We start from the raw sequence: 12315 nt of genomic DNA, 5'->3' as shown, positions 1-12315 counted from the left end.
GGGGGTGTTTACGCCTCGTAGCGGGGGCCACACCTCCATATGGTGGGTGTGTTCCCCACCCGGGAGTCGGCGCCGGGGGCCGGAAGGCCTCCGGGCGGGGGCGCCCCGGCGAGTCGGGGAGCAGCGGCCGTTTCGCGCGGTGGGCGGCGCGGTGGGCGGCTCAGCCGCGGACGGTGGCCTCGAAGGCGTGCAGGTAGGGGTTGACCGAGCGGACGTCGGACACCGCCAGACCGGCCTCCTCCATCAGCCGGACGAGGCTGTCCTTGGAGTGCTTGGCGCCGCCGACGTTGAGCAGCAGCATCAGGTCCATCGCGGTGGTGAAGCGCATCGACGGGCTGTCGTCGACGAGGTTCTCGACGACCACGACGCGCGCGCCCGGCCGGGCCACGGCCACGACGTTGCCGAGGGTGCGGCGGGTGCTCTCGTCGTCCCACTCCAGGATGTTCTTGATGATGTAGAGGTCGGCGCGGACGGGGATGTCCTTGCGGCAGTCCCCGGGCACCAGGCGGGCCCGCGCGGAGAACGCGCCGCCGTCCTGGAGCCGCGCGTCCGCCCCGGCCACCACCTTGGGCAGGTCGAGCAGGGTGCCGTGCAGCGCCGGGTGCTTCTCCAGCAGGCTGGCGAGCACGTGGCCCTGGCCGCCGCCGATGTCCGCCACCGAGTCGACGCCGGTGAGGTCCAGGTACTCGGCGAAGTCCCGGGCGGACTGCCGGCTGGAGGTGGTCATCGCCTTGTCGAAGACCTTCGCCGAGTCGTGCGCGTCGCTGTGCAGGTAGTCGAAGAACTCCTTGCCGAACAGCTCGGGGAAGACGTTGCGGCCCGAGCGCACCGCCTCGTCCAGCTTCGGCCAGGCCTCCCAGGTCCACGGCTCGGTGCACCACAGGGAGATGTAGCGCAGCGAGTTGGGGGCGTCCTCGCGCAGCAGGCGGGACATCTCGGTGTGCTCGAAGCGCTCCTCGCCGGGCACGGTGGCCGCGGTGGTCGCGCCGGGCTCGCCGGTCGCGGTCGTCGCGCCGGTCGCGGTCGTCGCGGTGGTCTCGGCAAAGATGCCGTAGCAGGTGAGCGCGCGCAGCAGGCGGCGCAGCGGGCGGGGTTCGGTGTCGAGCGCGGCGGCGAGCTCGGTGACGGTCATCGGGGTGTCGCCGAGCGCGTCGGCGACGCCGAGCCGGGCGGCGGCCCGGACGGCCGCGGCGCAGGCGGCGCCGAAGACGAGCTCGCGCAGGCGCATCGCGGCCTGGGGGCTGGTGTGGGCGGGTGCGGTGGTCATGGGCGGTCCTTACGGGTGGGTGCGGCGGTGTCAGCAGCGGCCGGAGGGCTCGGAGACGGCGCAGGTGTTGCGGGCGAAGGTGTTGCCGGTGCCGGTGTCGCGGTCGGCGAGGTCCGCGGGGCCGTTGCCGCTCAGCGTGTTGCCGGTGACGGTCGCACGGGTGTTGGGGATGCCGACGACGCTCTTGAACAGGACGATGCCGCCGGAGAAGTCCGTGCGGCCGGCGTTGTCGTGGACCTCGTTGTCGGTGACCCGGGTGTCCTCGGTGCCGGTGAGCACGATGCCGGCGCCCTGGATGGCGCCGAGGCGGGGATTGGCGGGGCAGAACTTGTTGTTGGCGACCACCCGGTTCTTCCTGACGTCGAGGTCCCCGGCCCGGGGCACGCCCTCGTCGCCGACCACGAAGACCCCGCTGCAGTTGCCGGTGATCTCGTTGCCCTGGACGGTCAGCACGCGCAGCCGGCGGACGGTGACGCCGACGCGGTTGCCGGAGAGCTCGTTGCCCTCGACGCGGGTGCCCCCGGTGTCGGGCGCGCCGCCCTCGCGGTAGGCGTAGTTGGCGAGGAAGACGCCGGACTGGCCGTTGTCGGTCGCGCGGTTGCCGAGGATGACGGCCCTGGTGGAGATCTCCTGGCTGATGCCCTGCTGGCCGTTGTCGTGGACGTAGGTGGCGCGGACGGTCAGGCCCGTGGTGCCGCTGGCGTCGATGCCGTTCTTGGCGAAGCCGGTGACGGCGAGGGCCTCGATGGTGACGTCGGACAGCGGGGCCGCCTCGGTGCCGTCCACGCAGACGCCGTGGCCGGCGGCGGCGCACGCGTTCTCGGTGCCGTCGCCGCGCGCGATCACGCTGGCCGGGCCGGCGCCGCGCAGGGTGAGGCCGGGGGTGGTGATCCGGACGCTGCCGCGGTACGTGCCGGGCAGGACCTGCACGGTGTCGCCGGGCCGGGCGGCGTCGACGGCCTGCTGGATCGATTCGCCCGGGTGGACGAGGAGCAGGGCGCCTCCGTCCGCGTGGGCGGGGGTGACGGCGAGGACGGTGGTCAGGGCGGTGGTCAGGGAGCAGACCGCGGCGGTGGCCGCGGCGAGGTGGTGGACCCGACGCGTGGGCATGTGTGGTGACCTGTTTTCTTCCTCCGCGCAAGGTCCGGGCCGTGGGCGCGGGGCGGTTCTCACGCGGTGTGGGGGGCTCGTGACAGCCGGTGGGGATGGCCGAACCGACGCTATGGGCGCCCGGGTGGGCCCGCCACCAGGGCTGGGCTGCGGGACTGACGGGGCGTCGGCCGGGCGGGCGAACGCCGCCCCCGGGGTGGACGGGGCCCGTTTTCGGGACACGCCCGGCCGCGTGGCATGCTCGGGGCCGTGAACAGCACCGCTCTCGTACCGCCCGCCGCCACCGCCCGCAACCCGATCGGCGCCCACGTGCCGGTCGCCGCCCGCGGGCTGGCCGGGACCGGCCTCGCGTACGCGCGGCGGGTCGGCGCCGAGACGGTCCAGGTGTTCGTGGCCAACCCGCGCGGCTGGGCCACGCCCCCGGGCAACCCCGCGCAGGACGAGGAGTTCCGCGCCGCCTGTGCCGAGCAGGGCGTCCCGGCCTGGGTGCACGCGCCCTACCTGATCAACTTCGGCTCGGACAACCCCGCGACGAGGGAGCGCTCCGCCGTCTCGCTGCGCCACTCGCTGCTGCGCGGCCACGCGATCGGCGCCCTCGGCGTCGTCCTGCACACCGGCTCCGCCGTCGGCACCGCGCCCGGCGGCGGATCCCGCCGGGCCGAGGCGATGGCCCAGGTGCGGGCGGACGTCCGGCCGCTGCTGGACGAGCTCGACGCGCTCGGCGACGACGCGCCCTGGCTGCTCCTGGAGCCGACGGCCGGTCAGGGCAGCTCGCTCTGCTCCCGCATGGAGGACCTCGCCGAGTACGTCGAGGCGCTGGAGGGCCACCCGAAGGTCGGCGTCTGCCTCGACACCTGCCACGCCTTCGCGGCCGGGCACGACCTCGCCGCACCGGGCGGCGTCACCGCGGCGCTGGACGCGCTGGTCGCGGCCGCCGGTCCCGGCCGGCTGCGGCTGATCCACGCCAACGACTCCGAGGACGTCGTCGGCGCGCGCAAGGACCGGCACGCCAACATCGGTGCGGGGATGATCGGCGCGGAGCCGTTCCGCGAGCTGTTCGAGCACCCGGCGACGGCCGGCGTGCCGCTGGTCGTCGAGACGCCCGACCGCAAGCACGGCGGGGACGGCACCGGGCACGCGATGGACATCACCGCCCTCAAGGAACTGCGCGAGCGGGCCGCCGTCCGCGTGTAGCCGGCCCGGACGTGGCCGCCGTCCGGGCGTGGCCGACTCGGGTCTGGTCGACCCGGGTGCCGTAGCGGGGCCCCGCTCGGGCTGCCGGTCCGTACCGGCGGTGCGAGGCTGGATCGACATCACCGCCACCGGCCCCTGGGGGTCCCGCCATGACCGCGTCCCGACCGACCGCGCGGACCGCCGCGACGACGATCGCGACCCGGCTCGCCGCGCTGCCGTGCGGCCGCCGCGGCAAGTGGGTGGTGCTGGCGGTCTGGCTGATCCTGCTGGTCGCCACCGGCCCGCTGGCCGGGAAGCTCATGGGCGCCGAGGACAACCAGGCGTCCAGCTGGCTGCCCGGCAACGCCGAGTCGACGAAGGTGCTGAACGAGCAGCGCGCCTTCCAGCCGATCGAGACCGCCCAGGCCGTCGTCGTCTACGACCGCCCCGGCGGCCTCACTCCCGCCGACCGCGCCCAGGGTGCGCGGGACGCGGTCACGTTCGCGACCGCCCCGCACGTCCTCGGGCCGGTCGTCGGACCGGTGGTCTCCGGCGACGGACAGGCCATGCAGACGATCGTCCCGATCGACGTCGGCACCAACGGCTGGAACGACCTGCGCCCCGCCGTCGACAGCCTGCGCGCCACCGCCGCCGCCGACAGCCACGGCATGACCACCCACGTCACCGGCCCGGCCGGGGTCGGCGCCGACCAGGCCAAGGCGTTCGCCGGCATCGACAGCTCCCTGCTCGCCGCCACCGTCAGCGTCGTGATCATCCTGCTGCTGCTCACCTACCGCAGCCCGGTGCTCTGGACCCTCCCGCTGATCTCCGCCGCCAGCGCGCTCGTCGTCTCCGAGGCCGTCATCTACCTGCTGGCCAAGCACGCCGGACTCACCGTCAACGCGCAGAGCGCCGGCATCCTGGTCGTCCTCGTCCTCGGCGCGGGCACCGACTACGCCCTCCTGCTCACCGCCCGCTACCGCGAGGAGCTGCGCCGCCACGAGGACCGCCACGAGGCGATGGCGTTCGCCCTGCACCGGGCCGGGCCCGCCATCCTGGCGTCCTCGGCGACGGTCGTCGCGTCGATGCTGTGCCTGCTGATCGCCGAGATGAACTCCACCCGCGGCCTCGGACCGGTGTGCGCCATCGGGGTGCTGGTCGCGCTGACGGCCATGCTCACGCTGCTGCCCGCACTGCTGGTGATCATGGGGCGGTGGGTGTTCTGGCCGGTCAAGCCCGCCTACGGCACGGCCGAGCCGACGAAGACGGGCCGCTGGGCGCACATCGGCGCGTGGATCGCCCGCCGCCCGCGCAAGGTCTGGGTCGGGACGGCGCTCGCCCTCGCGGCCTGCTGCGCGGGGCTGGTGTCCCTCAACGCCAACGGGCTCGGCACGGCAGCCTCGTTCACCGGCACACCGGACTCCGTCGTCGGCCAGCAGGTGCTGGAGCAGCACTTCCCGGGCGGCACGGGCTCACCCCTCACCGTCATCTCGACGGCGGCGGACGCCGGCGCCGTACGGGCCGCCGCGCAGTCGACGCCCGGCGTCGCCGGGACGTCCGTGCCCGTGACGCACGCCGGGCAGGCCCTCTTCCAGGCCACGCTCACGGACCCGCCGGACAGCCAGGCGGCGAAGGACACCGTGGACCGGGTCCGCACCGCCGTCCACGCCGTCCCGGGCGCCGACGCCAAGGTCGGCGGCAACACCGCGGTGATCCTCGACGCCGGGCGGGCCGCCGGCAACGACAACCGGGCGATCATCCCGCTCGTCCTCGGCGTCGTCCTGGTGATCCTGGCGCTGCTGCTGCGGGCCGTCACCGCGCCGCTCGTGCTGATCGCGACCGTCGTGCTCTCGTACGCGGCGGCGCTGGGCATCAGCGTGCTCTTCTTCGAGCACGTCTTCGGGTTCCAGGGCGAGGACAACGCGTTCCCGCTGTTCGTCTTCGTCTTCCTGGTCGCCCTGGGCATCGACTACAACATCTTCCTGATGACGCGCGTCCGCGAGGAGTCCGCCCACCGCGGCACCCGCCAGGGGGCGGTCGCGGGCCTCGCCGCCACCGGCGGCGTCATCACCTCGGCGGGGCTGATCCTCGCCAGCACCTTCGCCGTGCTCGGCACCCTGCCCGTCGTGGGCCTGGCCGAGATCGGCTTCGCCGTCGCGCTCGGCGTGCTCATCGACACCCTGGTGGTGCGGTCGGTGCTGGTCACCGCGCTCACCGTCGACCTCGGCCGGCACATCTGGTGGCCGAGCCCGCTCTCCCGGCCGGCCGACGTCCGGCAGATGGAGCCGAGCGGACACGCGTGAGCCCGGGGAGCGCCGAACACTCCCCGGGCCCACGGCCGGATCAGCTGGATCAGCAGTCCCCGATGCAGGCGTCCTCGCTGTGCTCGTGGACGTTGAGCCAGTTGGCGTGCGGGCCGAAGAGGCCGACGCCGGCCGAACCCGACTCCAGGCTCTGGCCGGACGACGAGTCCGACGCGTGCCAGTGCGCCATCGCCGGCGCCGGCGCCGCGAAGGCGGCGGCACCCGTCACGGCCGCGATCACGGCGAACTTGCGGATGTTTCCACGAAGCGACATCAGATGTCCTTTGGGTGGTCTCTGGTCTCTGGCATGAAGGCGCGCCCGGGGCCGGCCACACGCACACCCGGCCGCCCCGCGGGCACCAGCACAGATTTGCACACGAACCCGCACGAACCCGCCCACGCCGCAACCCCACTGAGACAACCGGGTGACCGATCTCCCTCGCCCGGGTGAAGGCGGACCGCCGGGCCTCACCCGAACGGCCGTCAGTGCTGCCGGGTGGGCGCGAGGGAGAAGTCGGCGAACTCGACGTGCTGCGCGCTCGCCGGGCCCCACGTGGTGTCGTGGCCGCCGTAGAAGGTGGAGAAGAGCACGCCGGAGAACGGGATCCCGGCAATGCCCTTGGCCACGCCCGGCGCCGCGTACACCTGCTCGGCGTCGTACCACACGGTGACGTCACCGGTGCCGCGGTCCACCAGCTGCTCGACGGTGTGCCACCGGCCGTCCGCCTGGAAGCGCCAGTCGCCCAGGCCCTCGTCGACGCCGTAACCCGTCGGGCCGGAATTGGCCGGCGTGTAGAGGTAGACCTCGCCGTTGTCCGGCACGCCCTTGGCGCCGCGCCACATGTACCGCGTCGACCACCCGTCACCGTGGTTCCCGCCCGACTCCGCGCCGATCCGGCCGCCGTAGAGCCCGGGCAGCTTGCCGGCCCTGCCCCAGTCGCGCCCGACGGGGAACTTGACGGCGTACCGGAGGTCGAGGGTCGTCCCGTCGGCGAGGCCGGACAGGCCGAGCGCGTCGAGGCTGGTGTAGAACTGCCCGCCCCCGGGATTCGGGCAGTCGGCGCACTGGTTCGCGGACGAGCCCGCCCCGTACGCGACTTGGAGCGCCGACCCGCCGCCGCCCGGCACCGACGGATCGTCGACGGCACTCAAGTCGGCGCCGCCCCAGGCCCCTTGGTCGGCCACACCCCACGCACGCCGCCACTGGTCCGTCCCGTACCCGCGGAAGTCCCCCTTCCAGGACCCCGCCGCGGCAACGGCGTTCGACGGCGCGGCCGGCTTCGACCGGGCACGGGCCGGCGCGGCGGAGCACCCGGAGACGGCGGCCAGCACAAGGGCGCTCAGAACGACTGCGGCGGTGGTGCGCTTCACGGGACTCCTCGGTCCGGGGATCGGCCAACCGCCCGATCATGCCGGACGGCGCGGCGGCGGGCGCCACTCGGACGGGTCCGGTCGGCGGGCGGGGGGTGGGGGTTGTGACTACGGTGCGGTGCGAGGGGGTCACCGAGCGAGAGGCGAGTGGGTTTCATGGCCGGCAAGTTCGAGCTGTACACCGACGAGACCGGGATGCACCGGTTCCGGCTCAAGGCGAGCAACGGGTCGATCGTCGTGACGAGCGACCCGCAGGAGAGCCGGGACGACTGCATCCGGAGCATCGAGTCGATCCGCAAGCTCGCGCCGTACGCGGAGCTCAAGGAGGCGGCCGCCGGATAGCGGACCCCCGTGTGCGGGTCGGCGGTGCAAATCGCCGACCCGCGTTCGTTTGTACGACAGATCCCTTTGGCCGAATACATGCCGGGCCCGGTCACAACACTGACATGCGCGTCGTCATCGTCACCGAGTCGTTTCCGCCCGAGGTCAACGGAGTCGCCCACAGCGTGCTGCGGACGGCCGAGCATCTGGTCCGCCGGGGCCACCACCCCCTTGTCATCACTCCCGCTCCCGCGCGCGGCGCCGAGTGCCCGCCGCACACGTTCGGCGCCGGCACGGACGCGGCGCAGCTGCCCGTCGTGCGGATACCGTCCGTGCCGCTGCCCGGCTACCCGCAGGTGCGGGTGGCGCTGCCGAGCCGGCGGCTGACCGCCGCGATCGCGGCGCACCGGCCGGACGTCGTGCACCTGGCCAGCCCGTTCGTCCTCGGGGCGCGCGGGATGCAGGTCGCGGCCCGGCTCGGGGTGCCCGCCGTCGCCGTCTACCAGACCGACCTCGCCGGGTACGCGCACGCCTACCGGGCGGGGCGCGGGCTCGGGGAGGCGGCCGCCTGGCACCGGATCCGGACCGTCCACCGGGCCGCCGCCCGGACGCTGGCGCCGTCGACGCCCGCCGTCCAGGACCTCACCGCGCACGGGGTGCCCCGGGTGCAGCTGTGGCCGCGCGGGGTGGACTCGGTGCGCTTCCACCCCCGGCACCGCGACGAGGCCCTGCACCGGGCGCTGGCCCCGGGCGGGGAGGTGCTGGTCGGGTACGTGGGCCGGCTGGCGCCCGAGAAGCGGGTCGACCTGCTGGCCGCCGCCTCGGCGCTGCCCGGGGTACGGGTGGTGGTCATCGGGGACGGGCCGTCCGCCCCGGGCCTGAAGGCCTCGATGCCCGGCGCGGTGTTCCTCGGGCGGCGGACCGGCGAGGAACTCGCGCGATGTTTCGCCACGCTGGACGTGTTCGTCCACACCGGCCCGCTGGAGACCTTCTGCCAGACCATCCAGGAGGCGATGGCGAGCGGCGTGCCGGTGGTCGGACCGGCCGCCGGCGGGCCGCTGGACCTCGTCGGCCACCACCGGACGGGCCTGCTCGTGCCGCCCAGGGACGGCGCGGCCGTCGCCCGCGCGGTGGCCGGGCTGGCCGCCGACCCGGAACTGCGGGCCGCGTACGGCCGGGCCGGGCGCGCCGACGTGACCGCCCGCACCTGGGAGGCGGTCGGGGACCTGCTGCTGCGGCACTACGCGGAGGTGCTCGCGGAGCACCGCGGGGTCGCCGTCCCGTCGCCCGCCGCTCCGCCGGTGGTGGACGTGCCGCAGGCCGGGCCGGCCGCCGTCACCGAGGAACTGCCGGCATGAACGGGGGCACGGACGGGACCACGGACGGGTCGCTGCGGATCGTGCGGCTCGCCAACTTCGTCACCCCGGTGTCGGGCGGGCTGCGGACGGCGCTGCGGCACCTCGGCGCCGGGTACCGCGCGGCCGGGCACCGGCCGGTGCTCGTCGTGCCCGGCGAGCGGCGCTCCGAGGAGGAGACCGAGCAGGGCCTCGTCGTCACGCTGCCCGGGCCGGTGCTGCCGGGCAGCGGCGGCTACCGGCTGCTCACCGACCGCCGGGCGGTGGCCGCCGAGCTCACCAGGCTCTCCCCCGACCGGCTGGAGGTCTCCGACCGCACCACCCTGCGCTGGACCGGCGGCTGGGCCCGGCGGCACGGGGTCCGCTCGGTGATGGTGTCCCACGAGAGCGCCGCCGGGGTGCTCGGCACGTGGGGCGTGCCCGGTCCGCTCGCCGCCCTGGCCGCCGACCGGCTCAACGCGGCGACGGCGCGCGCGTACGACACCGTCGTCTGCACGACCGACTGGGCGGCGGCCGAGTTCCGGCGCCTCGGCGTGCCCAACCTCGCGCGCGCCCCGCTCGGCGTGGACCTGGACACCATGCGCCCCCTGTCGGCCCCCGCGCGGGCGCACGAGCGGGCCAGGTACGCCGACCCGGACCAGGCGCTGCTGGTGCTGTGCTCGCGGCTCTCGCAGGAGAAGCGGCCCGAGCGCGCGATCGAGGCGCTCGCCGAACTGCGGGCCCGGCGGGTGCCCGCGGTGCTGGTGGTCGCGGGCACCGGCCCGCTGCGGGAGCGGCTCGCGGCGCGGGCCGACCGGCTGCGGCTCCCGGTGCGCTTCCTCGGGCACGTGAGCCGCCGGGAGGCGCTGGCCCAGCTGCTGGGCTGCGCGGACGCCGTGCTCGCGCCCGGTCCGGTGGAGACCTTCGGGCTGGCCGCCATGGAGGCGCTCGCGTGCGGGACACCCGTGGTGGCCAGCCGCTCCTCGGCGCTGCCGGGGCTGGTCGGTCTCGCGGGCGTGGCCGCCGCCGACACCGGCGAGGGATTCGCCGCCGCGGTGGGGCGGTTGCTGGCGCGGCCGGAGGACGCCCGGCGCGCGGCCGCCCGGGCGCGGGCGGAGCGGTACGCGTGGCCGGCGGCGGTGGCCGCGTTCCTGGCGGCGCACGGGGTGCCCCACTCCGGCGCCGGGAGGCCGGATGCCGGCACCGGGGAGGGGGTCCGCGATGAGCGTGCTCGACACGCGTGAGTGGACGGCGGACGGGCGGCGGCCCGCGGGCGGGCCGGTGCGGTTCGTCGCGCTCGGCGACTCGCTCACCGAGGGTGTCGGCGATCCCGTCGGGGACGGCTGGCGCGGGTGGGCCGCCGTGCTGGCCGGGTCGCTGGCACCGGAGGGGACGGCCGTCGAGTTCACGAACCTCGCCCGGAGCGGCGCCCTGACCGTCGATCTGACGACGAGTCAGCTACCGGCGGCGCTGGAGCGCAGGCCGGAGCTGGCGGCGGTCGTGGTCGGCGGGAACGACACCCTGCGGGCCGGCTTCGACATCCGCCGCACCGCCCTGGAGCTGGACGCCACCCTCGGCGAACTGTCCGGCCACAGCGCCCGGTTGCTCACCGCCTGCCTGCCGGACCCCGGCGCGCTGCTGCGCCTGCCGGCTCCGCTCGCCCGGCCGCTCGCCCGGCGGATGCGGGCGGTCAACACCGTCGTGCACGCCCTCACCGCGCGCCACCGCGCCCTGCACCTGCACATCGCCGACCTGCCCTGGTGCGAGGAGCGGCGGCTGCTCAGCGTCGACCGTCTGCACCCCAGCGCGGACGGACACCGGCTGATCGCCCGCCGCTTCCACGAACTGCTGGCCGCCGACGGCCGCGACCTCGGCCCCGCGCCCGGCGGCGAACCCGCCGAACGCCCGCCCGGCCGGGCCGCCGACGTGTGGTGGATGGCCACCCGGGGTACCCGCTGGGTCGCCGCCCGCAGCACCGACCTCCTCCCGGGGCTCCTGGCCCTCGCGGCGACCGAGGGCCTCGCCCGCCTGCGCGGCGCGACCGGCCGGCACGACGAACAGATGGCCCGGGCGGCGGCCCAGGCCCTGGCCTCCCTGGGCTGAGGGCGCTTCCCCGGGCCCTGGCCTCCCTGGGCTGAGGGCGCTTCCCCGGGCCGGGGCGCTCGGGCGTGTCCTTCGGATCGGGCGGCCACTGACGGGTGATCACCGGTGGCGCGCGCGTGGAACCGGGCAGGTATCCGGCGGTGTCGTCCGGAGGGACGTGATCACCGAGCCGGACCGGAGGGAGTGCCGAGTGGAGGCGTCATCGAGGGTGGAGGCATCGCCGACGAGCGGGCGGGAGCTGCTGGCGGCGGCGGGCGTGCTGTTCCCGGACGAGCAGGGGCGGGTGCTGGTGGTGCGGCTGCCGTACGACCGCAAGCACCCGGTGGCGATCCCCGGCGGCGGCTGGGAGCCGACGGACCTCTCGCCGCGTGGGACCGCGCTGCGCGAGATCGCCGAAGAGCTCGGGTTCACGCCCCGGCTCGGGCCGCTGGCCTGCATCGACTGGACGCTCGACGACCACCGTCCGCCGATCGCCGCCCACCTGTACTGGGCGGAGCCGATCGGCTCGGCGCAGGCGGCGGCGATCCGGGCGGACGCGGCGGAGGTCGGCGGCTGGGTCTGGCTGTCGCCGGAGGCGGCGGCGCACGCGCTGCCGCCCAGGCTGTCGCGCCGGGTGACGGCGTGCCTGCGGGCACCCCGCGCGGCCGGCCCGCTGGAACTGGAGGACAGTTGGCCGGCCGGCCACTCGCTCGAACACCTCCCGGCCGCGCCGCCGCCGCCCGAGTACACCGGGCCCGCCGGGATCCCCGAGCTCCAGGGCCACGGGGAACCGGACCCGGCACCGCCGCTGGACCGGGCCGCCTTCATCGCCTCCCGCCCCCGGATCCGGGCCAAGGCGCGCGCGGTGTTCACCGACGGCGCCGGGCGCGTGCTGCTCGTCCGGCTGAAGCCGTGGGACGGGCCGCGCGGACGGGTGCCGTACTGGACGCTCCCGGGCGGCGGCATCGAGGCGGACCGCGAGCTGCCCCGGGCGGCGGCCCGCCGGGAGGTCCGCGAGGAGCTGGGGTGGGAGGTCGAGCCGGGGCGGCTGCTCGTCCTGGACTGGCTGCCGTCCTCCGCCGCCGATCCGGCGCTCGACCGGGACACCGCCGTCCTCGTCTACGTCTACGACGGCGGCACGGCGACGGACCGGATGCTCGCCGCGATCGCCCTCGCCGAGGACGAGTTGGTGGACTGGCGCCTGTGCGAACCGGCCGAGGCCCGGGCCCTGCTGTCCGCGCCCTCGTGGGACCGGACGGCCGCCGCCCTGGCCGCCCGGGAACGCGGCCGCGGCCCGCTCGAACTGGTCGACGGGCGGCCGGTGGGATAGCAGCCGGGCGGCGGTGTGATCCAC

Annotated in this window: 11 protein-coding genes; 7 read left to right on the top strand and 4 right to left on the bottom strand. The window is 75.8% G+C overall.

What is annotated here, in order from left to right; translation table 11 throughout:
- Window positions 1-160: 160 nt before the first annotated feature.
- Together ACFVU9_RS07390 and ACFVU9_RS07385 are read right to left on the bottom strand one after the other, a co-directional pair.
- Window positions 161-1267 carry a methyltransferase gene (locus ACFVU9_RS07390; protein ID WP_380445533.1) on the bottom strand — a complete coding sequence of 369 codons (1107 nt, stop codon included), beginning with the start codon at window positions 1265-1267 and terminating at the stop codon, window positions 161-163.
- Window positions 1268-1297: 30 nt separating this feature from the next.
- Window positions 1298-2377 (bottom strand): nitrous oxide reductase family maturation protein NosD, encoded by a 1080-nt coding sequence (locus tag ACFVU9_RS07385; RefSeq protein WP_380445532.1) that lies wholly within the window; start codon window positions 2375-2377, stop codon window positions 1298-1300.
- 249 nt (window positions 2378-2626) lie between these two features.
- Between ACFVU9_RS07385 and ACFVU9_RS07380 the strand changes: the two genes are divergently transcribed.
- Entirely contained in the window at window positions 2627-3571 is a 945-nt protein-coding gene (locus ACFVU9_RS07380) for a deoxyribonuclease IV (protein ID WP_380445531.1), read from the top strand.
- 149 nt (window positions 3572-3720) lie between these two features.
- Window positions 3721-5853, top strand: coding sequence for an MMPL family transporter (locus ACFVU9_RS07375; protein WP_387590903.1), 2133 nt, complete (start codon window positions 3721-3723; stop codon window positions 5851-5853).
- Window positions 5854-5902: 49 nt separating this feature from the next.
- Here ACFVU9_RS07375 and ACFVU9_RS07370 read toward each other — a convergent pair whose 3' ends face one another.
- Both ACFVU9_RS07370 and ACFVU9_RS07365 read right to left on the bottom strand, forming a co-directional pair.
- Window positions 5903-6127 (bottom strand): hypothetical protein, encoded by a 225-nt coding sequence (locus tag ACFVU9_RS07370; RefSeq protein WP_359959138.1) that lies wholly within the window; start codon window positions 6125-6127, stop codon window positions 5903-5905.
- 209 nt (window positions 6128-6336) lie between these two features.
- Window positions 6337-7224: a polysaccharide lyase gene (locus tag ACFVU9_RS07365; protein ID WP_387590900.1), complete on the bottom strand. Its 888-nt coding sequence runs from the start codon at window positions 7222-7224 to the stop codon at window positions 6337-6339.
- A gap of 156 nt (window positions 7225-7380) precedes the next feature.
- On the opposite strand from ACFVU9_RS07365, the gene ACFVU9_RS07360 reads away from it, so the two are divergent.
- The 5 genes from ACFVU9_RS07360 (at window position 7381) to ACFVU9_RS07340 (ending at window position 12291) form a co-directional block, all read left to right on the top strand.
- Window positions 7381-7566: a YegP family protein gene (locus ACFVU9_RS07360; RefSeq protein ID WP_380445528.1), complete on the top strand. Its 186-nt coding sequence runs from the start codon at window positions 7381-7383 to the stop codon at window positions 7564-7566.
- Window positions 7567-7670: 104 nt separating this feature from the next.
- Entirely contained in the window at window positions 7671-8903 is a 1233-nt protein-coding gene (locus ACFVU9_RS07355) for a glycosyltransferase family 4 protein (RefSeq protein ID WP_380445527.1), read from the top strand.
- Window positions 8900-10123, top strand: coding sequence for a glycosyltransferase (locus ACFVU9_RS07350; RefSeq protein ID WP_387590896.1), 1224 nt, complete (start codon window positions 8900-8902; stop codon window positions 10121-10123). Before ACFVU9_RS07355 ends, ACFVU9_RS07350 begins: the two co-directional genes overlap by 4 nt.
- Window positions 10101-10982, top strand: coding sequence for an SGNH/GDSL hydrolase family protein (locus tag ACFVU9_RS07345; RefSeq protein ID WP_387590893.1), 882 nt, complete (start codon window positions 10101-10103; stop codon window positions 10980-10982). Before ACFVU9_RS07350 ends, ACFVU9_RS07345 begins: the two co-directional genes overlap by 23 nt.
- Window positions 10983-11190: 208 nt before the next feature.
- A complete protein-coding gene (locus ACFVU9_RS07340) occupies window positions 11191-12291 on the top strand; it encodes an NUDIX domain-containing protein (RefSeq protein ID WP_387590890.1) in 1101 nt (366 codons plus the stop codon).
- Window positions 12292-12315 lie beyond the last annotated feature (24 nt).

Source organism: Kitasatospora sp. NPDC057936 (assembly GCF_042887525.1).
Taxonomy (GTDB): domain Bacteria; phylum Actinomycetota; class Actinomycetes; order Streptomycetales; family Streptomycetaceae; genus Kitasatospora.
This window is presented reverse-complemented; position numbering and strand designations above follow the sequence as displayed.